General features: G+C 36.0%; 23 protein-coding genes and 3 pseudogenes. 11 read left to right on the forward strand and 15 right to left on the reverse strand.

Features of this window, described 5'->3' with window-relative positions; genetic code table 11:
• Positions 1 to 290 precede the first annotated feature (290 nt).
• Positions 291 to 419, reverse strand: a pseudogene (locus H6F32_RS20935) (cation transporter); the annotation flags it as partial.
• 442 nt (positions 420 to 861) lie between these two features.
• Here H6F32_RS20935 and H6F32_RS13780 point away from each other — a divergent pair.
• On the forward strand, positions 862 to 3,507 hold the full coding sequence (locus H6F32_RS13780) for a DUF3536 domain-containing protein (RefSeq protein ID WP_190369902.1): 2,646 nt from the start codon (positions 862 to 864) through the stop codon (positions 3,505 to 3,507).
• Positions 3,508 to 3,517: 10 nt separating this feature from the next.
• Here the strand turns inward: H6F32_RS13780 and H6F32_RS13785 are convergent, their stop codons facing one another.
• The 3 genes from H6F32_RS13785 to H6F32_RS13795 all read right to left on the reverse strand — a co-directional run bounded on the left by H6F32_RS13785 (position 3,518) and on the right by H6F32_RS13795 (position 6,977).
• On the reverse strand, positions 3,518 to 3,850 hold the full coding sequence (locus tag H6F32_RS13785; protein WP_190369903.1) for a hypothetical protein: 333 nt from the start codon (positions 3,848 to 3,850) through the stop codon (positions 3,518 to 3,520).
• Between the two features lie 542 nt (positions 3,851 to 4,392).
• Complete coding sequence (locus H6F32_RS13790) at positions 4,393 to 6,222, reverse strand: penicillin-binding protein 2 (protein WP_190369904.1); 1,830 nt, start codon at positions 6,220 to 6,222, stop codon at positions 4,393 to 4,395.
• Positions 6,223 to 6,332: 110 nt separating this feature from the next.
• Positions 6,333 to 6,977, reverse strand: coding sequence for a hypothetical protein (locus tag H6F32_RS13795; RefSeq protein ID WP_190369905.1), 645 nt, complete (start codon positions 6,975 to 6,977; stop codon positions 6,333 to 6,335).
• Positions 6,978 to 7,359: 382 nt separating this feature from the next.
• On the opposite strand from H6F32_RS13795, the gene H6F32_RS13800 reads away from it, so the two are divergent.
• A complete protein-coding gene (locus tag H6F32_RS13800) occupies positions 7,360 to 7,632 on the forward strand; it encodes a hypothetical protein (RefSeq protein ID WP_190369906.1) in 273 nt (90 codons plus the stop codon).
• A 382-nt stretch (positions 7,633 to 8,014) separates the two neighbouring features.
• Here H6F32_RS13800 and H6F32_RS13805 read toward each other — a convergent pair whose 3' ends face one another.
• The 3 genes from H6F32_RS13805 to nagA all read right to left on the reverse strand — a co-directional run bounded on the left by H6F32_RS13805 (position 8,015) and on the right by nagA (position 11,112).
• Positions 8,015 to 8,509, reverse strand: a complete 495-nt coding sequence (locus H6F32_RS13805) for a thioesterase family protein (RefSeq protein WP_190369907.1) — start codon at positions 8,507 to 8,509, stop codon at positions 8,015 to 8,017.
• A 276-nt stretch (positions 8,510 to 8,785) separates the two neighbouring features.
• Entirely contained in the window at positions 8,786 to 9,160 is a 375-nt protein-coding gene (locus H6F32_RS13810) for a DUF1815 family protein (RefSeq protein WP_313926640.1), read from the reverse strand.
• Between the two features lie 788 nt (positions 9,161 to 9,948).
• On the reverse strand, positions 9,949 to 11,112 hold the full coding sequence (gene nagA, locus H6F32_RS13815; protein ID WP_190369908.1) for an N-acetylglucosamine-6-phosphate deacetylase: 1,164 nt from the start codon (positions 11,110 to 11,112) through the stop codon (positions 9,949 to 9,951).
• Positions 11,113 to 11,223: 111 nt separating this feature from the next.
• Here nagA and purE point away from each other — a divergent pair, with 111 nt between their 5' ends.
• Positions 11,224 to 11,745, forward strand: a complete 522-nt coding sequence (purE, locus tag H6F32_RS13820) for a 5-(carboxyamino)imidazole ribonucleotide mutase (RefSeq protein ID WP_190369909.1) — start codon at positions 11,224 to 11,226, stop codon at positions 11,743 to 11,745.
• A 117-nt stretch (positions 11,746 to 11,862) separates the two neighbouring features.
• Complete coding sequence (locus tag H6F32_RS13825) at positions 11,863 to 12,135, forward strand: hypothetical protein (protein ID WP_190369910.1); 273 nt, start codon at positions 11,863 to 11,865, stop codon at positions 12,133 to 12,135.
• A 270-nt stretch (positions 12,136 to 12,405) separates the two neighbouring features.
• On the opposite strand, the gene tkt is transcribed toward H6F32_RS13825, so the two are convergent.
• From tkt to dprA, 4 genes are all read right to left on the reverse strand, one after another.
• The gene (gene tkt / locus H6F32_RS13830) at positions 12,406 to 14,418 is read right to left on the reverse strand and encodes a transketolase (protein ID WP_190369911.1); all 2,013 of its coding nucleotides are present in this window, start codon (positions 14,416 to 14,418) and stop codon (positions 12,406 to 12,408) included.
• Between the two features lie 441 nt (positions 14,419 to 14,859).
• Positions 14,860 to 16,113 carry a beta-ketoacyl-ACP synthase II gene (gene fabF, locus H6F32_RS13835; RefSeq protein ID WP_190369912.1) on the reverse strand — a complete coding sequence of 418 codons (1,254 nt, stop codon included), beginning with the start codon at positions 16,111 to 16,113 and terminating at the stop codon, positions 14,860 to 14,862.
• Between the two features lie 502 nt (positions 16,114 to 16,615).
• Positions 16,616 to 16,870, reverse strand: a complete 255-nt coding sequence (gene acpP, locus H6F32_RS13840) for an acyl carrier protein (protein WP_190369913.1) — start codon at positions 16,868 to 16,870, stop codon at positions 16,616 to 16,618.
• 278 nt (positions 16,871 to 17,148) lie between these two features.
• Positions 17,149 to 18,318, reverse strand: coding sequence for a DNA-processing protein DprA (dprA, locus tag H6F32_RS13845; RefSeq protein ID WP_190369914.1), 1,170 nt, complete (start codon positions 18,316 to 18,318; stop codon positions 17,149 to 17,151).
• Between the two features lie 41 nt (positions 18,319 to 18,359).
• Here dprA and H6F32_RS13850 point away from each other — a divergent pair.
• The 4 genes and pseudogenes from H6F32_RS13850 to H6F32_RS13865 all read left to right on the forward strand — a co-directional run.
• Positions 18,360 to 18,476: pseudogene (locus tag H6F32_RS13850) on the forward strand (transposase); the annotation flags it as partial.
• Positions 18,477 to 18,838: 362 nt separating this feature from the next.
• On the forward strand, positions 18,839 to 20,269 hold the full coding sequence (gene lpdA / locus H6F32_RS13855; RefSeq protein WP_190369923.1) for a dihydrolipoyl dehydrogenase: 1,431 nt from the start codon (positions 18,839 to 18,841) through the stop codon (positions 20,267 to 20,269).
• A gap of 91 nt (positions 20,270 to 20,360) precedes the next feature.
• Positions 20,361 to 21,245, forward strand: a complete 885-nt coding sequence (gene trpC, locus H6F32_RS13860) for an indole-3-glycerol phosphate synthase TrpC (protein ID WP_190369915.1) — start codon at positions 20,361 to 20,363, stop codon at positions 21,243 to 21,245.
• Between the two features lie 334 nt (positions 21,246 to 21,579).
• Positions 21,580 to 22,722 (forward strand): alanine--glyoxylate aminotransferase family protein, encoded by a 1,143-nt coding sequence (locus tag H6F32_RS13865; protein WP_190369916.1) that lies wholly within the window; start codon positions 21,580 to 21,582, stop codon positions 22,720 to 22,722.
• Between the two features lie 96 nt (positions 22,723 to 22,818).
• Here the strand turns inward: H6F32_RS13865 and tnpA are convergent, their stop codons facing one another.
• Positions 22,819 to 23,217 carry an IS200/IS605 family transposase gene (gene tnpA, locus H6F32_RS13870; RefSeq protein ID WP_190369917.1) on the reverse strand — a complete coding sequence of 133 codons (399 nt, stop codon included), beginning with the start codon at positions 23,215 to 23,217 and terminating at the stop codon, positions 22,819 to 22,821.
• 51 nt (positions 23,218 to 23,268) lie between these two features.
• On the opposite strand from tnpA, the gene H6F32_RS13875 reads away from it, so the two are divergent.
• Together H6F32_RS13875 and H6F32_RS13880 are read left to right on the forward strand one after the other, a co-directional pair.
• Positions 23,269 to 23,406: a helix-turn-helix domain-containing protein gene (locus H6F32_RS13875; protein WP_242031135.1), complete on the forward strand. Its 138-nt coding sequence runs from the start codon at positions 23,269 to 23,271 to the stop codon at positions 23,404 to 23,406.
• A 10-nt stretch (positions 23,407 to 23,416) separates the two neighbouring features.
• Positions 23,417 to 24,016 (forward strand): tRNA-(ms[2]io[6]A)-hydroxylase, encoded by a 600-nt coding sequence (locus H6F32_RS13880; RefSeq protein ID WP_190369918.1) that lies wholly within the window; start codon positions 23,417 to 23,419, stop codon positions 24,014 to 24,016.
• Between the two features lie 67 nt (positions 24,017 to 24,083).
• Here H6F32_RS13880 and H6F32_RS13885 read toward each other — a convergent pair whose 3' ends face one another.
• A complete protein-coding gene (locus tag H6F32_RS13885) occupies positions 24,084 to 24,446 on the reverse strand; it encodes a hypothetical protein (RefSeq protein WP_190369919.1) in 363 nt (120 codons plus the stop codon).
• 263 nt (positions 24,447 to 24,709) lie between these two features.
• Between H6F32_RS13885 and H6F32_RS13890 the strand changes: the two are divergent.
• Positions 24,710 to 24,814: pseudogene (locus H6F32_RS13890) on the forward strand (transposase); the annotation flags it as partial.
• Positions 24,815 to 24,881: 67 nt separating this feature from the next.
• Here the strand turns inward: H6F32_RS13890 and hisIE are convergent.
• Together hisIE and H6F32_RS13900 are read right to left on the reverse strand one after the other, a co-directional pair.
• The gene (gene hisIE, locus H6F32_RS13895) at positions 24,882 to 25,529 is read right to left on the reverse strand and encodes a bifunctional phosphoribosyl-AMP cyclohydrolase/phosphoribosyl-ATP diphosphatase HisIE (protein WP_190369920.1); all 648 of its coding nucleotides are present in this window, start codon (positions 25,527 to 25,529) and stop codon (positions 24,882 to 24,884) included.
• Positions 25,530 to 25,628: 99 nt separating this feature from the next.
• On the reverse strand, positions 25,629 to 26,286 hold a 658-nt coding region (locus H6F32_RS13900; RefSeq protein WP_277875068.1), incomplete at its 5' end, for an AvaI/BsoBI family type II restriction endonuclease.

Here is a 26,286-nt window from a genome sequence, read left to right on the forward strand (position 1 = left end):
ATGTATTTAAAAATGTTTATTACGTTGTGAAAAGTACATATTATCACTAATCGGGTATTTTTTCAAACTATAAACTAAACTATAAACTAAACTATAAACTAAACTATAAACTAAACTATAAACAAACTATAAACTAACAGGACTCTTACGCAACTGGCACATTAGTAAGGTGCGTCAGATATCAAGAACCTGTTTATTTACATGATTTATACTCTCTGACGCACCCTACATACAGATTTTTGGTGTGACACCTGCGTAAGTCTTAACTAAAATTAACACTACATCTAATAAACTACAGTCACTGCTACACAAAGATTTTGTCTGGTTGTGGAAGTATAATTCATCGCTGTAGGTAATAAAATAGGAACTACTGCTAAATTTATTAAATAAGCATTTACTTCTGCTACTACAGCCATAAAGATATATTACTTATATTTTCTTATATTTTCTTATATTTTCTTATATTTTAACTCTATTAAAAGTATTTAACAAACTTTAATAAACCTTAACAAACTTTAATAAAATAAACTAGATCCCTAATTATCTGTGGAAATATTGAGAAAGTTTTCTATTCTTTTACAAAAATTAGTAGAAATAGTTAAGTTTATTGTAATTTTGTTGACATAATCAATACAATTTGTGTACTTTCAGTGAAATAGGTTTTAATTTATCGGGAAAGTTAGCAGATATTAGGAAATTATCAATATTTTCCTGGAAAGAGAATTAACAAGATAATCTCACGTCCTTTTTTTGATTTTCAATGAATTATAAATTTAAGGATCAAAAGTTGAGGATCTGCCTTTTGAATGCTATATATAACAAGACTGCCACTCAGCATTACAATTTTTTGGATCAGAATATATGATTTCTACTTCGGAAATTCCTGGTACTTCTATCTCTATATTATCACTCGATGAAGAGGCTAAAGACGCTCTGGAAAATGATCCCCGTGATCTCCATGATCCTTTAAAAATTGCCCATGGTGTTTATGTCACTGTCCATGGTCATTTTTATCAACCTCCTAGAGAAAACCCTTATCTTGATGCTATTGAACGTCAACCTAGTGCAGCACCTTTTCATAATTGGAATGAGCGTATTCATTGGGAATGTTATCGTCCTAATGCTTTTGCTAGAATATTGAATGATCGCGGGCAGGTTTTGGGTATTGTAAATAATTATGAATATATGAGTTTTAATATCGGTCCAACTTTAATGTCCTGGTTGGAACGTTATGATATGGAAGTTTACCAGCGTATTCTAGATGCGGATGCTAAAAGCTGTGAACGCTTAAATGGTCATGGTAACGCGATCGCTCAAGTTTATAATCACATTATTATGCCCTTAGCTAATGAACGTGATAAATATACCCAAATTCGTTGGGGCAAGGAAGACTTTCGTTCCCGTTTTGGCCGCGATCCTGAAGGGATGTGGTTAGCAGAAACCGCCGTAGATCAGGCTACTTTAGCCGCTTTAGTGGCAGAAAATATTAAATTTATTATTCTTGCACCTTCCCAAGCTCAACGTTGTCGTATTATACCTACAGAAGATTTATTAAACCCACAATGGCATGAAGTTGGCGGTAGTCAAATTGACCCTACCCGTCCCTATCGTTGTTATGTAGATAGCAGTAGAAACGCTTATATTGATGTCTTTTTCTATGATGGTCCTATTTCCCGTGATATGGGTTTTAGCGATGTTGTCTACAGTTCTAGCCATTTTGCGGGGAGAATAGGCGCGGCTATTCGTGGTGATCATCGTTCTTCACAATTAATTTCTGTAGCTACTGATGGTGAAACTTTTGGACATCATAAAAAGGGTACAGAAAAAACCTTAGCTTATGCTTTTATTGGCGAGTTTCCTCGTCATAATTGGACTGTAACAAATTTTGCCCATTATCTGAGTATTCATCCACCAGTTTGGGAAGTAGAATTAAAACCTGTTACAGCGTGGAGTTGCGCTCATGGTGTAGATCGTTGGCAAGATGATTGCGGTTGTGGCGGTGAAGGAGGTACATGGCATCAAAAATGGCGCAAACCTCTAAGAAATGCCCTAAATTGGTTAAGGGATGAGTTAATAAAAGTTTATGAAGAATATGGTAATTCTTTATTCAACTATCCTTGGCAAGCTAGAGATGAATATATTCAGGTAATGTGCGATCGCTCTCCTGTTAATGTCCATCGTTTTTTAAGTCGTCATCAAACCCATAAACTCACTGCTGCTGAACAAGTGGAAGCATTACGTTTATTGGAAATGCAGCGTCACGCTTTACTGATGTTTACTAGTTGTGGTTGGTTTTTTGAAGAACTTTCTCGTCCTGAAGGAACGCAAATTTTACGTTATGCTGCCCGCGCTTTAGAATTAGCTGGCGAAATTTCTGGTGTACAATTAGAAAAACCATTCATAAAGCGTTTAAGTTTAGCTCCCAGTAACCTTGAACATTTTCAAAACGGTTCCGAAGTATATCGTCAATTAGTCATTACTTCCCAAATCGGATTTAAACAAGTTGCGGCTCATTATGCCATAACTTCTTTATTTAACCATCAGGATCATATTATTACTGATCAAGATGATCCTATTTCTAATAAAAATGTTTATTGTTACACTACCAAAGAACTAGACTATAAAATGCAGCGCATTGGTACATTAAAAATGGCAGTGGGACAGTTACAATTAGTATCAGATATTACCTGGGAAAATCAGCATCTATTATTTGCTGTATTACATTTAGGCGGATGGGATTTTCATTGCTGCATTCAACAATTTACCAGTAGAAGAGACTATAGTATTAAAAAAGACCAGTTATTTCAAGCATTAGAACAGGGAAGTATTGCCCATGTTATCTTGATCATGACAGAATTATTTGCTGGAGAAACCTTTAGTTTACAGAATTTATTTACCGAAGAACGTCATCGGATCATGAGGTTGTTGAGTCAAGAAACTTTAACGAGGTTAGATCAATTATATACTCAAGCCTATCGAGATAATTACGCAGTGATGATGGCATTTCATCGAGATGAGTTGGAAGTACCTCAAGAGTTACAAGTAGCAGCAGAAATCGCTTTAGAGTATCGTTGTATGACAATATTGAAAGCGTTAGAGCAAGATATCGCAGATACTCAATTAAGTAACTATGATATGTTACAGTTAGAAGCGATCGCCACTGAAGCAAAACATTTACGCTGTCGTTTAAATATACCTCAAGGTAAACAAATCTTAGAACAGTTAATAATTGGTCTGTTGTGTAAATTATTATACAGCACCAATAATCATTTTGATACAGCTATGGAAAGATTAGAACGCTTGATAGATATTAGTAATCAGTTGAATCTAAATCTAGGACTTAATAGAGCGCAGGAACTATATTACAGTTGTTTACATAATCAAATTTTACCAAAATTCAACGGGTTAGGACATGAAGAACTGAAACAATATTTAGAAATACTCAAACTAGGGGAAAAATTGCAAGTAGACGTGAGTATTTTCATGAATATAGTAAATAAGCTGTGATGCAACTCCCTTATATACCTAAAAATGGGAATAATTGTAATATAGCTTTACGTATTCTTAACACAAATATTTGGTCTTGAATAGCAGAGTTTAAACCAGGTGCGGGACTAGTTTGTAATTGTTTTTGCAATTGTGTATATTCCGTAGCTGTAAGAGGCTGACCATTGATAGGCGATCGCGCAGTTAATATAATTTCTGTGCGTAATATTTCCTCTGGTATTTCAGCAGTAGTAGTTAAATTAGGTTGTGGAACAACAGCGGGCACGCCATTAGCGACTAAGATGATAATAACAGAGGTTAATATACTCAAAATTATCCACAATAGTTTTTTACTCCATTTCATATTTGTTACAACAGGAAAGGTAGAAATAGTATAGACCGTCAATTGTAGCATTTCCTATGCTCAGGTGGGACAAAATAAACATACTAACTAGTTAAAACCGTTACCTGTCAACCATGAAGATAAAAAGACTTTTTGCTACTAAAAGATAGAAAATTTTATAGTTAGCGATCGCGCAAAAATTCACAAGCAAATATTAAGATAGTCAAGAATAATCCATAGATATTTAGTGGTAAGGTATTGTGCTTTTAATTTGGATAATAGATGTAAGCAAGATGCTTGCACTACAGTAATTTTAGGTTTTTTAGTTATACACAGGACTTATGTAACTGGCACATTGATAGGATGTGGTTCGACAAGCACACCAACCACGTCAGACAGTATAAATCATGTAAATAACCAAATTGTTGATATCTGACATACCCACTCAACAGATTTTTTAGTGCGACACTTGCGTAAGTCCTAATATAATTACTGTAGATACCTTCTATAGAACGTCTCTACAAGGGTTTTAAACAACGCACATTTAATTTTCAGTCTTATGTCTACTTATTTATATCTGGTGGTATTTGTTCCAGAGGAATTAAAGCATCAATAACCTTCTTGACAATAGGTGCTGCAACAGTAGAACCATAAGCATTTTCTCCTTGAGGCTCATCTACTATAGCAAAAATCACATAACGAGGAGCTTGTACAGGTAAAATAGCCACAAAACTAGTAATTCTTGCACCGGGAATATATCCACCACGAGGACTAGCTTTTTGTGCAGTACCAGTTTTACCTCCTATGCGATAGCGATCAATTTTAGAAGCCTTTCCCGTACCCTTATCTACTACCGTTTCCATCATTTCCACCACTTTTTGAGTAGTTTCTGGGGAAAAAATTGGTCGCGGCTGAGGTAAAGGTAAAGAGTAATGTAGCTTACCTTTACTATCAATTAAACCTTTGACCACATGGGGAGTAACCAGTTTACCACCATTAGCTAATGCACCATGTAATTGCACCAACTGTAATGGAGTCATAGAAAAACCCTGGCCAAAAGATGTAGTTGCTGCTTCAATTTTAGAAGATACAAATTGTGTTTCACTTTTGAGTTGACCAGTAACTTCAAAAGGTAGATCAGTTTCTACCTTTTGACCTATTCCCAATCTTTCAATCCAATTATAATATATGGCAGGTTGTAAACGTTGAATTATTTTCACCATGCCAATATTACTAGAAGTTTGTAAAATTTCTGCAATATCTAAATTACGATGCCCGGTTTTTTCAGCATTTTTAATAATATGTTTACCTACTTGAATAAAACCAGGATCTTCAAATACATCATCTGGTTTAATGACACCATTTTGTAAAGCGATCGCTATATTTATCGGTTTAAAAGTTGATCCAGGTTCATATAAATCAGCTACAGTCCAGTTTTTAAACAAGGAAATATCAGCTTTTCCATATTGATTAGGATTATAATTAGGCTGAGATACTAATGTCAACAAAGAGCCATCTGTAGCATCCATGACAATTACCGCTCCTCGTTTGGCTTTAAAACTTTTCATTTGTTCTTGTAAAGCGTCTCTTGCCACTCTTTGTAAACGATTATCTATAGTTAATTGTAACTGTAAATCATCAAAATGTAAAAATCCTTCTGGAGCATGGTTAGGAATTAAAGCTCCATTTCCAGCCCTACTTAACTTTACCGTTTGTCCAGAACGTTCTAACAATTTTTCTTGACTATATTCTATACCTGCTTGACCACGACGGTCTAAATTTACATAACCTACAACATCAGATACTAAATCATCCTGTGGGTAAAAACGTGAATATTTTTGAATAAACTCCAAACCATCTATCCGTAGTGATATTAACTTATCAGCAATATCTTCAGACACAGAACCAGATAATAAAATTCCACTTCTTCTTTTCTCAAAAATTCTCACTAATTCTGTTTGATCTTTCCCTAAAACCGGACCAATTTCCTCAGCAACTTCTTGAGCAGATTTCATAAATAATTTAGGATGTACATATAAATCATAGATTGGCCTATCCACAGCTAATAAATTACCACTTTTATCTACTACTGGACGACGGGGCATATAAGGACGCAAATTCACCATTTGCTGACCTCTAGCTTTTGCTGTCAGTTTCTTTCCATCTATAACTTGTAACCTATATAAGTTTAAGGATAGTCCTAACATTGCTGTTATTAGTATACCCCAAACTGTCATTATTCTTAACTTAATATCTTGATTGGTATTTTCACTAAAATTTTCATTACTTCCTATTGTTTCTTGAGTTGCTAGGTTATTTCTCTCAAACTTTCTTTGTCTCGTGTATATGAGATTTTGTAACCTAAATTTTCTCCTAATTGGTGTTTTTTGCATAATAGACTAATGGTTCTTATCCCAGATGATTTTTACAGCAAGTTTGTATTTCTACAAAAATAGACTTATATAATTTACATTTATTAACATTTGATTACTCAAAATTTGAGTTAGTATCCTAGTGGTGTTGGTGTTTTATTTTCTGTCATTACATTTGACTGATTAGATGGAGATGATTTGCTAGAATTTTCTGGCATAGGATTAATAAAAATTGCTCCTTCAGGACTCGCTGTCACCATTCCTGCTTTGGGTTTTTCTCCATCCTCTACTATTTTACTGGTTAAAGTTGCATTCGCAGTATTTAATTGTCTTTCATGTCGTTGCAAATTTCTTAGTCTTTTATAATTTCCACTCCAAAGCTGCTGTGAATACACTGTTAAACTATAAACTGTTAATGTACACAATACTAATACCAATGTTAGTATTGATGAGTAATGATTAGCTTGGTATAATTTAATTAACCAGATGGGTAATATTCCACTATTATTCATCTCTGAGTAATGAGAATTACCTTGGGGATCAAATACAGGTTTTTCTTTGTTTTCTGTGTTATATGTGGTTATTGTGACGTTTTTACGACTCAAACCCAATAATTGGGCTAATATACCGCTTTTATCTTGATTTTTACTCACTTCTTCTTCCTTCTTTGCCGAAACCTCCAGTTGTGGCGCTAGTTTTTGACTTCTTCTTCTGATGGGAAATAGCAAATTTCCAGCAAACCAGTTCTTTTTTTTAGCTTTACTTGCAAAACTCATGGTATTTTCCCCTTTGTCCTTTTGAATCTTTTAATTTTAAATTATAGGACTAAGCCTGTTTACAAACAGACTTTCACCTCTGTTACTTGTCATTTCTTTTACTTGCTATGTTAATTACACCTTTCTAAATGTTTTTTAAACTAAATAAGCAGTTTGTTAAGATTATTATTGCTTTTAGGGCAATTTAACATAAACTTCCCTGAAATCCGTCCTGTAGAGAAAATATTAGCAAAGTTTCTTATAAATTATACATTAATATAGGATCACTAGTCGAAAGACTTGGCAATATGTAATGTCAATGACTTTCACAAAAATCCATAAATAGGGTATGTTATTGAACAGGCGAAAATTTTTATGCCCACAATTTGGTGAAAGAGGAGTTATGAAAACAAAAATTTTTGGTTTGGCTATTGTCTTGAGTTTGGCTACTATGTTAGGAGCTTGTGAAGGTGGCAATCAACCAGCTACCAATACCACCAGCACTCCTGCTGCTACTGCAGGAGGAGAACCAACAGATACAGGTTCTACTCCTGCGGCTACTGGTTCTCCTGCGGCTACTGGTTCTCCTGCGGCTACAACTTCCCCTGCGGCTACCGGTTCCCCTGCGGCTACAACTTCCCCTGCGGCTACTGGTTCCCCTGCGGCTACACCTTAATAAATGCCCTAATATTTAATAAATATTTAGGATGAACTGCTGATGTAAACAACTTATGCAAAACCAGATAAATTCTTACATATCAGATATTTAGATGGTTTTGCTGGATATAACCCCATCTTACTTCCTTGTAGCTTATTTCGAGCGAAGCAGTAGATGGGGTTAATTAGCAGTTAATTAATGTGCCAATTACTTAGGGCTTGCTGAAAAAATTGTAAAAAGACATCAGGAAAGTTGACTCAGAATCAAATATTATGCACTGTATGTAAGTCATAGCAATGGAGTAAAAATTCAGATTGTAGCAAATTTAATTTTTTTATGCGGTGTTAAATCAATTAGTTTCAGAAGTAGCAGTTTGACAGCAATGAGCATTGCTAAACCCCTACTTATACGATGCGGCAATTTTATCTAAAGCATCTTTCACACTAGCTGGTAACTGACGCATTATTTTCCCTTTCTCTTTATCTAATGCAACTAATGTTACTTGAGCAGTTAAGTATAAATCCTGTCTATCAGGGGAAACTATACTATAATCCCAATTCATCCGTACACCTGTAACTTCGGACATCCGTGTTTTAATAATTGCGGACATACCCAAACGAATAGAACGATGATAGCGTACAGATAATTCTACTACAGGCAAATCACAACCTAACGCAACCAAATCAGAAAACTCAATACCAATAGAGCGCAAACACTCTACTCGTGCTTCCTCCATCCAAGTTAAGTATGTACCATGCCAAACAATACCCGCATAGTCCGTATGATGAGGTTGCGCTTTTATAGGGTATTCAAACCAATTTTCAAATACAGCATTGGTAACACTATCAATAGCACTAGTAGGTGGTAATTGGTTTTGGTTCGTTTGTTGAGACATTTTTATACTTTTAAGTTACACTTTCCGCGGACACTGTGAGGAGATCACTATAGTTGTTAATAGTTGTTAATGACTAGGAAAAACAACTACCGCTGATTTTACAACATTTTTATGAAATTTTTATTGATTCTTTGTGTTTTTCTGACTAAATCGCACTGTAAAATTTATCTAGTATCTCAACTATCTATTTTCAAGATGCAAGGATAAATCTCAACAGTGCTAATAATTTAGTAAATAGTTCCAAGATGAAACACAAGACAAAACAATTAAATTAGACTATCTAAGAACTACTGGATTTAAAACACGCTTATTTTTAGATGCATAATTTTCTGGACATTGGTGTTTTTCTATAGACCTTTTTACAAGGGTAGATAGTTGTTCTAATTGAGTAATGGCTTCTGCACCTTCTAGTTTCATCAGTTCTCGATCATCTCGCATTTCAGTCCATGTGATACCATAATCAGATACCAAAAATCGTATTAAATGATTATCTCCTAAACTAACCATAAAAGACGCGCTATTCATTTGATTACCACAAGTATAGCAAGAAGCCGGGAATCCATGTTTCTCTAGCACATTTGCTAATGCTTGTAGATTCATTACTAAGTCCTGTACAAACTGTCTATGTTGATTTGCAAGTCTTAAAAACACTTTCTCCTCCTCATACCACTGTCATGGGAATAAATTTTATATTTTCTTTAGATTTTCTCATCAACTGGCATTGTAATCTAGCATTTATCACTAGTGGCAATTAACAATATTGCTTAGGGTGTTATATATCTACCTTATAAGCAGTATGAAACAATTGAATTTTTTGTACAGTCAGAACGGAAAAATTACTAAACTTCACATTATACCTGGGGTGAATGACCACAGGACTTACGCATCTGGAAGGTTGGTAGGGTAGATCAGATAAAAAACCTGTTTATTTGTACGATTTATGTAGTCTGACGCACCCTACATACAAGTAAATGGCAGCAGTTTCTCAGGTTGCTAAAAATTAAGACTTCTTTAGCCTAGCCGAAATTCCGAAATAGTCAAATGGTGAAAACTGCGATATTGTGCTGTGATAGTTCTAGTTTAGCCAAATTATAGCATGAACACAGTCTTAGATAAGTTTTGTTTCTCTGATCACCCGAGTCAGGAGTCAGGAGTCAGTAGGGTTTTAGCAGTGCTCATTGGTAACACAAAATCTTTTCGCTAATTGACCAAAAATAATGGGATGCAAGCCCCGTCCTTCTAGAACGGCTTTTCTTGACTTTTAATATACTCGGCGTTGCTGAATTGGGGTATGATATTTATTTTATTTCGCGCATCAGCGAAGGAAAGCACTTGCGTTAGACGCAAAGTTTCAAATTTTGAATTTCTCAATTTCATACCTGAGTTCAGCAACGCCTTTCACTCCTATGTCTATTAGACTGGAAAACGCTATGTCTTGATTAATTACTAATTCTTTGCCAAGATAGTTTTTTTGTACTTTCATTTTTATGCCATTGTAATAAATTAGCCTGCTGATTTAAGCCAAAAATAGGTAAATTTACTGCTTTTCTTGGTGCATCTGTAGCTAGAGTAATGGCAGTTTGCACATCGCAAATACCCCATTCAACCAGGTTTTGTACTCCTGTCAACAATGGTAAAGTAGTTCCAGCTAATGTACCATCTTGCAATCTAGCTGTACCATTTAATACTTCTATATGGCGATTATCCCAAGGATAGAAACCATCTGGTAGTCCTAACGGTGCAAGAGCATCACTAACTATAAATAATCCTTCACTGGCACGCAATAATATTTTTAAAATTATTGGTGAGACGTGCTGTCCATCAGCAATAAAACCACACATTACATCAGGATGAGTCATAGCGACACCTAGTAATCCTGGTTCACGGTGATGTAGAGGAGGCATAGCATTAAAAGCATGGGTAATCATTGTTGCCCCTTGAGAAAAGGCTTGTTGTGCTTCTGTAGATGTGGCTTGAGAATGTCCTAAACTAACTGTAATGCCTAAAGATCGTAGGTAGGGAATGACTTGACCTGTATTGTCCAGTTCTGGGGCTAAGGTAATAACCTTGACAAGAGAACTGTAATCACCTAAAACTCGTTTAACTTGTTCTATGGTAAAAGGAAGAATATTCTCGGCTGGATGTGCGCCCCGTTTATAATAGTTTAAAAAAGGTCCTTCTAAATGTACTCCCAATATTTTCGCGCCAGATTTGGGTGTATAGTTAGCAATTAGGTTGAGCGATCGCCCAATATTATCTATAGAAGTAGTAACTATGGTAGGTAAATAACCATCAACGCCCAAATTCCATAAAAAGTCGCTAATTTCATCTAGTTTATGGATATTTTTGGACGTTAACTCAGGAAAAGCTAACCCTAAAGCACCATTAATTTGTAAATCTACTCCACCTAAAGAAATCCAATCTTGAGCAACATCTAATACTTGTAAATTTGCTGATGGGGGATTTTCTCCAGCTTGATTCATGGAGATAATATCACTAATTGCACCATGATCATTGACGATAATTTGTTGTAACCCTTGATAACCAGGTATTCTAGCATTGATAATAGCTATATTTTGCAAAATGGATGTAGATTTACGCATTAACGGTCACCAAATTTAACTCAATGATTATTGTAGATGAAATTGACGATTGATAATTGACAATTGACAATGGATAATTGAGATTTACTGAAATCTCCAATCTGAAATTCTATGTCTCCTGAAATTGGTATTATCATGGGTAGTGATTCTGACTTACCTACCATGAAAGATGCGATCGCAATTTGTGAACAATTTTGTATAATCTCAGAAGTTGCCATTATTTCCGCCCATCGCACACCAGAACGCATGGTAGAATATGCCCAAACAGCCCATGAACGCGGTATTAAAGTTATTATTGCAGGTGCAGGAGGTGCGGCACATTTACCAGGTATGGTAGCATCTTTAACACCCTTACCTGTAATTGGTGTACCCGTAGCCACTCGTAACTTACAAGGTATAGACTCATTATACTCCATTGTGCAGATGCCCGCAGGTATTCCTGTAGCTACCGTAGCCATTGGTAATGCTAAAAACGCAGGACTTTTAGCCATCCAAATAATTGCCAGTCATCGGCCAGAATTATTAAAAAAAGTACAGGAATATCGTCAAAGTCTCAAAGATATGGTGATGGATAAACAGGGTAAATTAGAAGAGTTGGGATATCAAGAATATTTACAACAACATTTACAATAGATACAGCAGTTTCCGTTATTATGAGGTACAGATGTTAATGATAAAACCCTTGTAACACAGGCATCTTGCTGTGTTCATAGTGTACCTCATGTAGATGGAATGTACTGTATAGTTATCATGAGTGAAGTAAAAAGATTTGTTGAAGGAATATATAGCATAGGTCATGACTATGCAGCAATGTTAGGGTTTGTGATTGATGGTAAAGTTAATGATTGTATTGATTTAATTTGCGATCGCCTGAATAAATATAAAACAGAAATTTGCTTAAAAGACAATTGGACTGATGAGAGAAGTTTCGGTACACAATACAATATAATATATCGTACTCGTCATCTGCAAAATGAACAAAATATAATGTCTATTCTCCATTTATTTCTTGTCGTTACTTAGTTTTAATGATTAGATAATCTAAATGGCAACTTACATTAAAAATATTTTATAGTTCTTTAAACTAAAATCTTGAAAAAACCTTATCGAAAATTGCTTTTGGAGATAATTATTTTTTTAATTATTTTCGTTTTTTGACTCTACACTTGTGCGAAATGTAGATTTAATTTACTTGTATAAAACAAGGTGAGCGTATTAGCCCACCTGTAAATCATTACAAAACAATTACGAAATACAGCAAGAAAAGCTATTACCTGCTGTACCTTTTGATAGTTAACCTAACAATGCTTTAGCTTTAGCTACCACATTATCCACAGTGAAACCAAACTTCTCTAAACAAGTACCACCAGGAGCGGAAGCACCAAAGGTATCAATACTAACGGTATCACCTTCAGTACCAACATACTTGTGCCAACCAAAACTACTAGCAGCTTCTACGGATAGACGCTTAGTAACAGCTTTAGGTAGAACAGATTCTTTGTAAGCTGCATCTTGTTGATCAAATAAAGTTGTAGAAGGCATAGAAACAACACGCACTTTCTTACCTGCTGCTGTGAGCTTTTCTGCTGCACCCACAGCTAGACTTAATTCTGAACCAGTACCAATTAAGATAATATCTGGTGTACCTTGACTATCTACTAATACATACGCACCTTTAGCCACACCAGCAACAGATGTACCAGCTAAATTAGGCACATTTTGACGAGTAAATGCCAATAAGGTGGAAGCATTTTCCTTAGACTTCTCAATGGCTATTTTATAAGCCCCAGAGGTTTCATTACCATCGGCAGGACGAATTACGGTTAAGTCAGGAATAGCGCGTAAAGAAGCTAATGTTTCAATAGGTTGGTGGGTAGGTCCATCTTCACCTTGGCCAATGGAGTCGTGAGTCATGACCCAAATAGATCCAGCTTCAGATAATGCGGCTAAACGAATGGAAGCACGCATATAATCTGTGAAGATTAAGAAAGTTGCACCGTAGGGCATTAAACCAGAACGATGTAAAGCTATACCATTACAGATAGCTCCCATAGCGTGTTCACGGACACCAAAGTGAATATTGCGGTTAGCGAAATGTCCTTTTTGGAAGTCTCCCGCACCTTTAAGTTCAGTTAAATTGGAGTGAGTTAAATCCGCAGAACCACCTATTAACTCTGGTAAAATAGTACCTAATTTGTTAAGGCAGATTTCAGAATGTTTACGAGTAGGTTGAGCTTTATCTTCTGTGGTATAGGTAGGTAGAACGTTGTCCCAACCTTCGGGTAATTTACCACTGAGTAAACGTGAAAATTCTGCTGCTTCTTGGGGATATTTAGCTTGGTAGTCAGCGAAGGCTTTATTCCATTCAGTTTCATAACCAGCACCGCGTTCTACTGCTTTGCGGGTATGGTTAAGAACTTCTTGAGGAATTTCAAAAGGTGCGTAGTTCCAGCCTAAGTTTGTACGGGTTAATGCTGTTTCATCTGGACCTAAAGCAGCACCGTGAATACCTGCGGTATTAGCTTTGTTGGGAGAACCATAACCAATAGTAGTGGTTACTTTAATCATGGTTGGCTTGTCTGTAACTGCTTTAGCTTCTTCAATAGCTTTAGCAATGCCCGCTAAATCTGTATTACCATCTTTAACGTGGAGAACGTGCCAACCGTAGGATTCAAAGCGCTTGGATACATCTTCTGTAAATGCTACATCTGTAGAACCATCAATGGAGATGTGGTTATCGTCATAAAGAGCGATCAGTTTACCTAAGCCCCAATGTCCAGCAATGGAAGCTGCTTCACCAGAGATACCTTCCATATTACAGCCATCACCAAGAATTACATAGGTGTAATGATCTACAATTGTGGCATTAGGTTTGTTAAATTTGGCGGCCAAGTGTGCTTCAGCTACAGCTAAACCCACGGCATTAGCAATACCTTGGCCTAAAGGACCTGTGGTAACTTCTACACCAGCAGTCACAAAGTTTTCAGGATGGCCTGGGGTTTTAGACCCCCATTGACGAAATTGCTTAATGTCTTCTATGGTGACACTATCATAACCCATGAGGTACAGTAGGGCATACTGCAACATTGAACCATGACCAGCAGACAACACAAAGCGATCGCGGTTAAACCATTGAGGATTTTTGGGATTATACCGCATGAACTGATCCCAAAGTACAAAAGCCATTGGAGCAGCACCCATCGGCAGTCCAGGGTGTCCAGACTTGGACTTTTCTATGGCATCAACAGCCAAAAAGCGGATTGAATTAATACAAAGTTCTTCGGTGGATTGGGTTGCAACAGCCATAATCTCTTATTGTTAACGACGGGTTAGGACTCTTTTTAGCTTTTTTAGTGGGTTTCTAAACTTATAGCACCTGTCAAGCACACTAAGTATTTTCAAAACGCTAAGGGATGTCAAAATACATTGACATACAACAGTTTTGACTTTTGACTTTTGAATGCATGACTTTTGCTATAAATGATCCCCACTCTCATCTTCCCACTTTTAGTGGTCTGTAACAAGTGGGATTTTCTGAGGTTTTGGTAAGGAATAAAGCTAATATTTTGACCATGTTAAACTAAATGTTCAACAAAGATGGATCTCTATAATACTAGTGATAGGTTCACTTATAACAAGAGATAAAGAAAATAGAGGAGTCAACTGATAATTGATCATTCTTTTATGATGTGGCTAACGCTACGCTATCACTAATCACCAATTACCAGTTATCAATTGTCAATTACTCTATTTAACATACTTCCGAAAAGCTAAGGTGACATTATGACCACCAAAACCAAATGAATTAGATAAAGCTACCTCTACTTTTTGGTGACGACTAGTACCGGGCACATAATCTAAATCACATTCAGGATCAGGGTTTTCTAGGTTAATTGTTGGTGGAATGACATCATTAGCGATCGCTAAAATCGTTGCTACCGCTTCAATACCTCCAGAACCACCTAACAAATGTCCTGTCATGGACTTAGTTGAACTCACAGCTATTTTATAAGCGTGTTCGCCTAATGCTTTTTTAATTGCTGAAGTTTCATTACTATCATTTGCTGGTGTGCTTGTACCATGTGCGTTGATGTAACTTACCATCTCTGGTCTTAAATTACCATCCTTTAAAGCCAATTCAATCGCTCTTGCCGCACCTAAACCACCAGGAACAGGGGAAGTAATATGGTAAGCATCACAAGTCATACCATAACCTACCATTTCCCCATAAATTTTCGCACCGCGATTTAAAGCGTGTTCTAACTCTTCCAATATTAATATACCCGCACCTTCACCCATGACAAATCCATCTCTGTCTTTATCAAAAGGACGGCAAGCATGAGCAGGATCATCATTGCGAGTAGATAACGCTCTTGCGGCCGCAAAACCAGCTACAGATAGGGGAGTAACAGCCGCTTCACAACCGCCACAAATCATGGCCTTAGCATATCCATTTTGAATTTGTCGAAAAGCATCACCAATAGAGTTAGAACCAGCCGCACAAGCTGTTACAGAGCAGGAGTTTGGACCTTTTGCACCAGTATGAATTGCTGTTAATCCTGCTGCCATATTAGCGATCATCATGGGAATCATGAACGGACTACAACGATCAGGTCCACGATTTAGATATATAGTTTGTTGATCTTCCAATACCTTAATTCCACCAATACCAGAGCCAATTATTACCCCTACATCTTCAGCATTTAATTCATTAATAACTAAACCAGAATCTGCTAAAGCTTGTTTAGCTGCTGATACTCCCAACTGAGAAAAACGATCCATCCGTTTAGCTTCTTTAGCTTCTAAGTAAATCAATGGATCAAATTTTTTGACTTCTCCAGCAATTCTACAATTATGTTTTGATGCATCAAAAGCAGTAATATAGTCAATACCGTTACGTCCCTCTAATAGTCCTTGCCAATAGTCAGTGGATGTGTTACCAATTGGTGTAATCGCGCCCACACCTGTAACAACAACGCGGTTACGTTTATATTCTGTCATGATTAATACAAAGATGGCGAAATATGGCGAACAAACAAAACAAACAATAGGTTAGTTGTAGGGTGCATCAGATACATAAATCCTGCAAATAAACAGATTTTTGACATCTGGCACGCACTACCAATGTGCTAGTTGCGTAAGTCATAAGCGAGTACACAGTGCTAAATTTACTCAATTATGAGGATTTATTCTAGCATTAGATGACATCAACGCAGTAATTTTGCTGAGTCTTGCTTAATTCCAATTAAATGATATTATGAAATCCTAAATATTCTTAGTTTTTGTATAACTGCTAACAATGAGTTATTAATAATTTAGGAAGTCAAGAAGCTAGTATGTCCCGGCGGAAATAAACATTGTTTTCAAAATTATTAAGAAACCATATCGTAACCATATTTTAAGGAGTTATAGGTTTAGAGAACTTTGAAATTATAATTTTTAATTCCGCCCTATCGTACTAGTTTAACATAAGTTAAACAGATAATACTAGCTAAAGATTGTTTTAGGCTGATGTAGCAATTTTAGACTGGATATAGTCTACAGCTTCTTGAACTGTGAGAATTTTTTCTGCAGCTTCATCAGGAATTTCTACATCAAATTCTTCTTCTAAGGCCATAACTAACTCAACGGTATCTAAAGAGTCAGCTTGTAAATCATTGGCAAAACTAGATTGTGGTTTAATAGTGTCAGCATCATCAATACTAAGTTGTTCAGCGACAATTGCTTTTACTTTCTCAAAAATCTCTGTTTGACTCATATACATTCCTGAACTAGTTGTTGTAATTTTGCTCATAGTGAGCAATATTTTTGCAGCATATATATCTTATCGGAAAGGGTGATATTTCGTATCATTTCTTTCTGTAATAGTGGATGTATATTATGTATTTTGTCACATAGTATAACATATAATTAAATTTAATCGCAATAAGCCAAATTTAGGCTATTTTCTAATATAATATTTATATTATATATATGTATAAGCGTTTATAATAGCAAATATCCCCAACTTCTTAGAGAAGTCAGGGATTTCATATTTCAGTGTTGAATTAATTGATATCGCATTCCTGGTAATTGAGAAACTAAACCCATCAACTCTAATTCTAATAAACAACTAGAAACAAAACCTGCATCCATATTTGTTTTTTGGACAATTAAATCAAAAGGTAAAATATCCAAAGTTAAAGTATTAATTACCTGTTGTAATTCTGGTGATAAATTAGATATTTTAGAAATTTGAGGATCTATTTTATTAAATATTTTATCATCTATTGTTTGTGTTATTGTTGTGTCCATATCTATTTGAGGAATTGCACCTAATACAGTTAATAATTCATGCAATTGCTGACTAATTAAACCTGCACCTTGACTAATTAATTTTAAACATCCTTGAGATGGTTGATCATCTACTCTTCCTGGTAAAGCATAAACATCTCTACCAAATTCATTTGCATAAGTAGCAGTAATTAAAGCACCTGATTTTAAAGGTGCTTCCATAACTAAAATTGCCCGACTTAAACCAGCAATAATGCGATTTCTGCGGGGAAAATTATTACGATTAGGTGTAGTTTTGGCAGGATATTCACTAATTACTAAACCAGATGCTAAAATCTCTTTATATAATTCCCGATTTTTGTAAGGATAAATGACATCTACTCCAGTTCCTACTACTGCGATGGTTCTTCCTCCTGCTTTTAAAGCTGCTGTATGACTTGCGGTATCTATTCCTTCAGCCATACCAGAAACAATTGTAAAACCATGTTTTGTTAAAGCAGTGCTAATTTGTTGAGTCCATTTAATGCCATATTCTGTAGGTTGACGAGTTCCTACTATTCCTACTAAGAGTTTTTTACCTAAATTTTCTTGGATATCAATTACACCACGATAATATAATATTGATGGTGGGGTGGGAATTTCTTTTAAGACTTGTGGATATTCTGGATCTGCGGGAGTCCAAAAATTAGGGTTAATTTCTTGATGTTTAATTAATAGTTCTTGGGGATGAATTTGTGATCGCTGTTCCACTACTTTTTGTAATGTTTGACTACCCAAACCCTCAACTTTAATTAATTCTCCTTTACTAGCATTCCAAGCAACTTCTAAACTAGTAAAATGTGATTTTAGTCTTTGTAATAATATTGGACCAATCCCAGAAATTTGTGACCAAGCTAACCAATATGCACGTTCTTCTATACCTGTATTAGTCATTTTTTTTGTTTGATTAGTTTTCTTGTAATCTTTTTTATGATAACAAAATAGCTGATACCCGGAAAGACTTTTTGCACAAACTATCCACCAAAATAGTTAGGGAAAACGAAGTTATCGTTTTAGAAGATTTGAATGTGTCGGGTATGGTTAAAAATCGTCATAAACAGTCTATGTTTCCTAGAAAATTAATAGATCCGCTTGTATTTAAAGCAGCAAGGTGTAAGCCTTACCAAGCTAGAAATATTTGATTATATTTAGGACTTACGCAAGTGTCACGCTAAAAAATTTATTGTAGGGTGCGTCAGATATCAACAATTTGGTTATTTACATGATTTATATTGTCTGACGTGGTTGGTGTGCTTGTCGAACCACACCCTACCAATGTGCTAGTTGCGTAAGTCCTGATATTTTTAGTAACTATGTAACTATATTTGAAAAACTATCATCAGCAAAGTTTTACAATATAGCAAGATAGCAAGTAAAGTTGAACAACATTAACCAAAATAACGGGGAAACTAACGTGAGTTCTGGATTTGATTATGATTTAGTGATTATTGGCGCTGGTGTCGGTGGCCATGGCGCAGCTTTACACGCTGTTAGTTGCGGTTTAAAAACTGCTATTATTGAATCTGGGGATATGGGAGGAACTTGTGTTAATCGCGGTTGTATTCCTTCTAAAGCATTGTTAGCTGCTTCAGGTAAGGTAAGAGAATTAAAAAATGCCCATCATTTAAAGACTTTGGGGATTCAAGTTGGTAGTGTGGCTTTTGAACGGGAAGCGATCGCTAACCATGCTAATAATCTCGTTGCTAAAATTCAAGGCGATTTAACTAACAGTCTTAAACGTTTAGGCGTGAATATTATTCGCGGTTGGGGTAAGTTAGCAGGTAAACAAAAAGTTACCATCACTTCTGATAGTGGGGAAAAAACCATTACTGCTCAAAATATCATCCTTTCCCCTGGTTCTGTGCCTTTTGTACCCCCAGGAATAGAAGTAGATGGCAAAACAGTATTTACTAGCGATCAAGGCGTAAAATTAGAAAGTATCCCCAATTGGATCGCTATTATTGGTAGTGGCTACATCGGTTTAGAATTTGCTGATATTTACTCGGCTTTAGGTTCGGAAATTACTCTGATTGAAGCTCTTAATGTCTTAATGCCAGGTTTTGATCGAGATATAGCTAAGTTAGCAGAACGAGTATTAATTACACCTCGTGACATTGAAACTAAGGTGGGTATCTACGCTAAACGCATTATCCCCGGTTCACCTGTGGTCATAGAATTGGCTGATTTTGAAACTAAGAAAGATTTGGAAGTTTTAGAGGTAGATGCTTGTTTGGTGGCTACAGGGCGTGTTCCCGCTACCCAAAACCTCGGTTTAGAATCAGTAGGGGTAGAATTAGATAGACGCAATTTTATCCCCGTTAATGACAATATGAAAGTTCTTGCTAATGGTGAGGTTGTCCCTCATTTATGGGCAATAGGAGATGCTACTGGAAAAATGATGTTAGCTCATGCTGCATCGGCTCAAGGTATCATAGCAGTAGAAAATATGATGGGTAGAGAAAAAACTGTTGACTATCGCAGTATACCTGCTGCCGCTTTCACTCATCCAGAAGTAAGTTATGTGGGTTTAACAGAACCCCAAGCCCAAGAATTAGGACTAGAAAAAGGTTTTGAAATTGCTACAGCTAAAAGTTATTTTAAAGGTAATTCTAAGGCTTTGGCTGATGGTGACGTGGATGGTATGGCTAAGGTAATTTACCGTCATGATACTGGGGAAGTTTTAGGTGTACATATATTTGGACCTCATGCTTCTGATTTAATTCATGAAGCTGCTGCTGCTTTAGCTAATCGTCAATCCGTACAAACTTTAGCTCATTTAGTACACGCCCATCCCACTCTTTCGGAAGTTCTCGATGAAGCATACAAGAGAGCTTTATTAAGTTAGTAGGGAGTAGGGAGTAGGGAGAAAATTCTTTATTCTTACTCCGCACTCCCCACTCCGCACTCCGCACTCCCCAATTACTAATCACCAAAATATGAAGATTCGTCGTTTTCCACCTAGTCCGATTATTAATGTTTCTGTTGTTAGCTATCAAGCCTTAGTAGATGATGCTAAACCCAATAACATCCTAGAGGAAATTGTCTGGCATAAGGAAACAGAAGTTACGCAAATGCGGGAAAAACTCCCTTTGCTAGAACTACAAAAAAAAGCCTTAGATGCACCTCCAACTCGTGATTTTATCGCCGCTTTACGTCACGGGAAAACTAACCCAGCTTTAATTGCTGAGGTAAAAAAAGCATCTCCCAGTAAAGGTGTTTTCCGTGAAGATTTTAATGCGGTGGAAATTGCTAAATCTTATGAAACTGGGGGAGCTAGTTGTTTATCAGTGCTAACTGATGTAAAATTCTTTCAAGGTAGTTTTGAAAACCTGTCTTTAGTGCGTAATGCTGTAGATTTACCTTTATTATGTAAGGATTTTATTATTTATCCTTATCAAATGTATTGGGCGCGAATTAATGGCGCAGATGCGGTTTTATTAATTGCGGCAATTTTGAATGATCAAGATTTACAATATTTTGTTAAAATTGCTAATAATTTAAAAATGGCAGCTTTGATAGAGGTACATAATTTAGAAGAGTTAGATCGAGTATTGGCTTTAAATGGTGTTACTTTGGTGGGAATTAATAACCGCAATTTAGAAGATTTTACTGTGGATATTCAAACTACTTGCGAATTACTAAAAATGCGAGGTGAACAATTACAAGAAAAGGCTATTCTGGTAGTGAGTGAGTCTGGTCTACATCATGCGGATGATTTGGATGTAGTAAAAACAGCAGGTGCTTCGGCTGTACTGATAGGAGAATCTTTGGTAAAAAAACCAGATCCGGCGTTAGCGATCGCCAATTTATTTACTAAATAATTACTCAATCATGTAAAATATATGATCTATGTTTTGTAGCGACTGTCTTGATTGTCGCTACAAACAAATTACGAACAAATAAATATTTGCTGCTGCTGACATGGAAGTTGAATATCGTTGCTGTAATTGTAATTTACTTTTACCTCAGAGTGAAAGCTACTTCTATGCTAAGATACAAAATCTCATAAGGAAAACGTGCTAACACAACACAAAGGAATATTATATAGGGAAAATACCCATATATAAGAAATAATATTTAAAAGTGTATTTAAGTGTCTAGTTTGTGTTTTCATTATTGTACCAATTACTTATATGGGAATTTAAGGACAAATAAATGGACAATAAATTAATGTTGATGATTCCTGGACCAACTCCAGTTCCAGAAGCGGCCTTATTAGCATTAGCTAAACATCCCATTGGCCACCGTAGTGGCGAATTTAGTAGTATGATGGCTGAGGTGACAGAAAACCTCAAATGGTTACATCAAACTACTAGCGATGTCTTAATGTTAAATGTCAGTGGTACCGGTGCGGTAGAAGCAGGAATTATTAATTTTCTGTCAGCTGGCGATCGCGTATTAGTGGGTAATAATGGTAAATTTGGTGAACGTTGGGTAGAAGTAGCCCAAGCCTTTGGTTTAAATGTAGAAACTATTACTGCTGAATGGGGAAAACCCTTAGATCCACAAAAGTTTGCTGAAGTATTAGAAGCTGATACCAACAAAGAAATTAAGGCTGTTATTATTACCCATAGTGAAACATCCACAGGTGTAATTAATGACTTGGAAACTATTAATAGTCATGTGAAAAAACATGGACAAGCATTAATTATAGTGGATGCTGTTACCAGCTTGGGAGCTTACAATGTAAACGTGGATGGTTTAGGCTTAGATGTAGTTGCTTCCGGTTCACAAAAAGGTTATATGATCCCCCCCGGTTTAGGTTTCGTTTCTGTTAGCCCTAAAGCATGGGAAGCCTACAAAACCGCCACATTACCCAAATATTATTTAGATTTAGGCAAATATCGCAAGTCTACCGCTAAAAATACCACTCCTTTCACACCCCCAGTTAATTTAATTGTGGCATTACATACCACTTTGGGAATGATGAAAAAAGAGGGTTTAGAGTCAATTTTCGCTCGCCATGAACGTCAGAAAAATGCTACCCGCGCCGCAATGAAAGCATTGAATTTACCTTTATATGCGGCAGATGAATGTGCAAGTCCCGCAATTACGGCGGTGGAAATAGCTGAAGCTGATAAATTGCGTTCAGTGATGAAAAAACGCTTTGACATCGCTTTAGCTGGAGGACAGGATCATCTGAGTAATAAAATATTCCGTATTGGCCATTTGGGTTTTGTTTGCGATCGGGATATCCTTAGTTGTATCGCTGCTTTAGAAGTAGCACTTCCTCAAGTTGGCTATGATAACTTTACTCCTGGTGCTGGTATAGCCGCAGCAGCTAAGGTTTTTAGCTAATAATATCCCTAGTAGAGTGCGTCAGATTCTATAAATCAAGCAAATACATAGATTATTGACATCTGACCAAAAATCTGGGATACAAGCCCCGTCCTTCTAGGACGGGTTTTCTTGATTTTTAATATACTCCTTTAATATTTCTAATGGCGCACCACCTACAGAAATGGCAAAATAGCTTGGACTCCATAATGCTTCTTTATGGGGTTTTTTATAGCCAGCTTGCCCATATTTACGACTAGATACGCCTTTTAAAGCATTTACTATCTGGGAAATAGATAGCTTGGGCGGATACTCAATAAGTGCATGAATATAGTTTTCTTCACCATTAAAGTCAAGCACTTGAAAATTCATTTTTTCAGCAACTTCCCGAAATGATTTTTCAATCAAATCAATACTTTCTCCGGTAAATACGGACTGACGATATTTAGTAACACAGATCAAATGAATCTTTAAGTCCGTAACGCTATTCCTTTCACGCCTAAAAATACTTGTCATTTTACCCAAACCAATATATAATTAACCTACCAACCAATTGTAGCACTAATCATGAAAGCTAGATATCAGTACCGTTTTTACCCCACAAACCAACAACAAAAGCTTTTAGCTCAATTGTTTGGTTGTGTTCCTGTGGTTTGGAATGATGCTCTAGCTATGTCAAAAATTAATATAGAGCAAAATATATAAATGTAAAACAATGATTAGTTCACCAACACCAACTATTAATGTTCTTAAACAACCAACAAAAGAACAATGGATAAAACAGGCGATCGCTAATATAGATATTATCTTATTAGATCATGCTCACTGTGAACGCAAAGCCGCAGGCGTAGCAGTAAATATGCTATTTCGGTATCCATCAAATGTAAAAATGGTAAGAGAGTTAACAGCGATCGCTCGTGAAGAGTTAGAACACTTTGAACAAGTGAACCAATGGTTAGAAAAACGTAATATACCTATTGGACCTCTTGCGCCACCACCCTACGGAGCGGGATTAAAAGCCCAGGTACGTAGTCAAGAACCCCACAGGTTTTTAGATTCTTTATTAGTGACAGGGTTAATAGAAGCTCGCAGTCATGAGCGTTTAGGTTTACTAGCTGCTAATTGTCCAGAAGCAGAATTAGCAGCATTTTACCGCAGTTTAATGGCATCGGAAGCCAGACATTTTGGTACATACTGGGTACTAGCTGATACTTATTTTGATAGAAATACAGTAATGACGAGATTAGATGAATTAGCTCAAGTTGAAAGTGAATTATTATCAACATTGTATCCAGAACCAAGAATACATAGTTAGATATAGGAATAATATTTGATTTAGGATGCATATAATTTGAAGTAAAGTATTTACTTATCTTCTTCATCTAATCTATTTCTTCCAAACTTAAAAATGGTAACTCACTCTGAACTTCTAAAGAATTAGATTTTTCTAACTCTGTTGGTTGTGGAAAGTCCGTAGCTGCAAACAATTCACTTTTAATCACTTCATCAAATAAAGAAGATAACTTAGGATATAAATCTACTGTAGCATCTAAAACCCAAAGTAAATCAAGTAATTCATATTTACTAGGATCTGCACCTTTTCCTGGGGCTTTTATTTCAATGTGTCCCATTAAAAGACCATTAATTATAACTCCAATATCAGGTCTTCCTGAAAGTAGTTTTTCTCGTACTTCAGTAACTATTGCTATAGATAAATTGAGAATATTACCTGCTGATTTCAACAAATTCTCAATTGGTGATTTCAGTTGATCCTCATACCAATGTGCCAGTTGCGTAAGTCGTGAATAAAATGTGAATAAAATATTTACTGATATTTTAAAAACAAAAGAAAGAAGCAACACAATTACTTCTGCTAAATTTTTGAGAATGAAAACGCCCTGCTTTATATGTGCAGCTAAACCCTGTTCCTCCCATTTTTTAACCAGTCTGCGTACTGTTCAAATTGACTTACCTAGTTTGGCTGCTACCTCTGTTTGTCTTTGTCCGTAATAAAGAAGCATTATGGAGTCCAAGCCATTTTGCCATTTCTGTAGGAGGTGCGCCATTAGAAATATTAAAGGAGTATATTAAAAATCAAGAAAAGCCGTCCTAGAAGGACGGGGCTTGCATACCAGATTTTTGGTCATTTAATTTGGCAAACGACAAGTTCTTTATTTCTGTTACTTGCGACGCTCTTGTAATTTACGATAAACTGCTTTAATATCTACTTTATGGTGTGCTAAGGCTACTAATAGATGATAAAGTAAATCTGCTACTTCACCTGCGATCGCATCTTCTTGATCATCTTTAAAAGCCATCACTACTTCAACAGTTTCTTCACCAACTTTTTTGAGTATTTTATTGTCTCCTTCAGTAAAAAGTTTACAGGTATAGGAGTTTTCACTAGGATGATCTCGGCGATCGCAAATTACATCAAATAGCTGGGATAATGTATCCCCAGGCGGAGGTGTAATTTTGCCATCAATTTGATGAAAACAACTACGTTCTCCAGTATGACAAGCAATATCACCTAATTGTTCAACACCTATTAATAAAGCGTCACTATCGCAATCATAGCGAATACTTTGCACCTTTTGAATATGCCCAGAAGTAGCGCCTTTATGCCATAATTCTTGGCGGGAACGACTCCAGAAGTAAGTTTCACCAGTTTGCAAAGTTTTTGTTAAAGATTCTTGATTCATCCAAGCCATCATTAACACAGTACCATCGAGATAATCCTGAATTATAGCGGGAACTAGACCCTTTTCGTCATAGCGAATTTCATCCACAGGAATAGCACTTTCTAGGGAAACATTAACAGACAACATAGTAATTAATTCTCATGATAATTATGTAATTTAAGATATCATTTTATTGCTACTTGCTATCTAATTTTTGCTGAAAGGTGAATACTGATAACTGCATACTTATAAATTAATTAACCAATGACAAATTGAGGAGATATGAAAATCATTTGTCATATTAGCAGCATTAGTCAGTTTAGCAGATTCTAAATTATCCCATATTTCTTCAGCCATACGTTTTTCAATAGCTGCACCGATAAAAAACGTATGTGGTGATAAATTAACTCCAGAAAATGCCTTTCTAATTCGAGATAAAGCAGTTCTCGCCGTTTTCCAATGTTCATCAGCACCAGCAGGATCAATTCCACCCTTTATTTCCCCTAATGCAATATAAAGATGAGGTATTTTGTAAATACTAGGAGAAATTTGTTGATAATCACAATTGAAAATACATACATCAATATTACTTTTTACTAAAGGAACTGTAAGATTATAAATCATAGTTCTATTTTTATGATCAATTGACCAGCTTAAACCTTTCAGGTATACGTCTATTCCTGCATCTTCTTCTGTCATATAAATCCATGTTTTAGCAGTAGAATGTAACCAATGATAAGGAATACCAGCAAGGTTAAGATTAGCTAAAATTGTCCGACCTAAATCAACACCAACAGCATCATGTTTTTTAATAGTTGGTTGACATTCTTGTTCATAAGAAAAAGCAATAAACCAACTATCAGCAGTTCTGGAAATAGTCATACTTTTGCAAGTAGCATGAGGT

The sequence above is a fragment of the Anabaena sp. FACHB-1237 genome, assembly GCF_014696225.1.
Lineage (GTDB): Bacteria > Cyanobacteriota > Cyanobacteriia > Cyanobacteriales > Nostocaceae > FACHB-1237.

Bases quoted from the DNA above. Each gene is read 5' to 3' on its own strand.
- H6F32_RS13785 (WP_190369903.1), bottom strand. From the start codon at position 3,850: ATGAAATGGAGTAAAAAACTATTGTGGATAATTTTGAGTATATTAACC.
- H6F32_RS13875 (WP_242031135.1), top strand. From the start codon at position 23,269: ATGAAAGCTAGATATCAGTACCGTTTTTACCCCACAAACCAACAACAA.
- H6F32_RS13790 (WP_190369904.1), bottom strand. From the start codon at position 6,222: ATGCAAAAAACACCAATTAGGAGAAAATTTAGGTTACAAAATCTCATA.
- nagA (WP_190369908.1), bottom strand. From the start codon at position 11,112: ATGCGTAAATCTACATCCATTTTGCAAAATATAGCTATTATCAATGCT.
- purE (WP_190369909.1), top strand. From the start codon at position 11,224: ATGTCTCCTGAAATTGGTATTATCATGGGTAGTGATTCTGACTTACCT.
- hisIE (WP_190369920.1), bottom strand. From the start codon at position 25,529: ATGTTGTCTGTTAATGTTTCCCTAGAAAGTGCTATTCCTGTGGATGAA.
- trpC (WP_190369915.1), top strand. From the start codon at position 20,361: ATGAAGATTCGTCGTTTTCCACCTAGTCCGATTATTAATGTTTCTGTT.
- H6F32_RS13800 (WP_190369906.1), top strand. From the start codon at position 7,360: ATGAAAACAAAAATTTTTGGTTTGGCTATTGTCTTGAGTTTGGCTACT.
- H6F32_RS13825 (WP_190369910.1), top strand. From the start codon at position 11,863: ATGAGTGAAGTAAAAAGATTTGTTGAAGGAATATATAGCATAGGTCAT.
- H6F32_RS13865 (WP_190369916.1), top strand. From the start codon at position 21,580: ATGGACAATAAATTAATGTTGATGATTCCTGGACCAACTCCAGTTCCA.
- fabF (WP_190369912.1), bottom strand. From the start codon at position 16,113: ATGACAGAATATAAACGTAACCGCGTTGTTGTTACAGGTGTGGGCGCG.
- H6F32_RS13805 (WP_190369907.1), bottom strand. From the start codon at position 8,509: ATGTCTCAACAAACGAACCAAAACCAATTACCACCTACTAGTGCTATT.
- H6F32_RS13880 (WP_190369918.1), top strand. From the start codon at position 23,417: ATGATTAGTTCACCAACACCAACTATTAATGTTCTTAAACAACCAACA.
- tnpA (WP_190369917.1), bottom strand. From the start codon at position 23,217: ATGACAAGTATTTTTAGGCGTGAAAGGAATAGCGTTACGGACTTAAAG.
- H6F32_RS13795 (WP_190369905.1), bottom strand. From the start codon at position 6,977: ATGAGTTTTGCAAGTAAAGCTAAAAAAAAGAACTGGTTTGCTGGAAAT.
- acpP (WP_190369913.1), bottom strand. From the start codon at position 16,870: ATGAGTCAAACAGAGATTTTTGAGAAAGTAAAAGCAATTGTCGCTGAA.
- tkt (WP_190369911.1), bottom strand. From the start codon at position 14,418: ATGGCTGTTGCAACCCAATCCACCGAAGAACTTTGTATTAATTCAATC.
- dprA (WP_190369914.1), bottom strand. From the start codon at position 18,318: ATGACTAATACAGGTATAGAAGAACGTGCATATTGGTTAGCTTGGTCA.
- H6F32_RS13780 (WP_190369902.1), top strand. From the start codon at position 862: ATGATTTCTACTTCGGAAATTCCTGGTACTTCTATCTCTATATTATCA.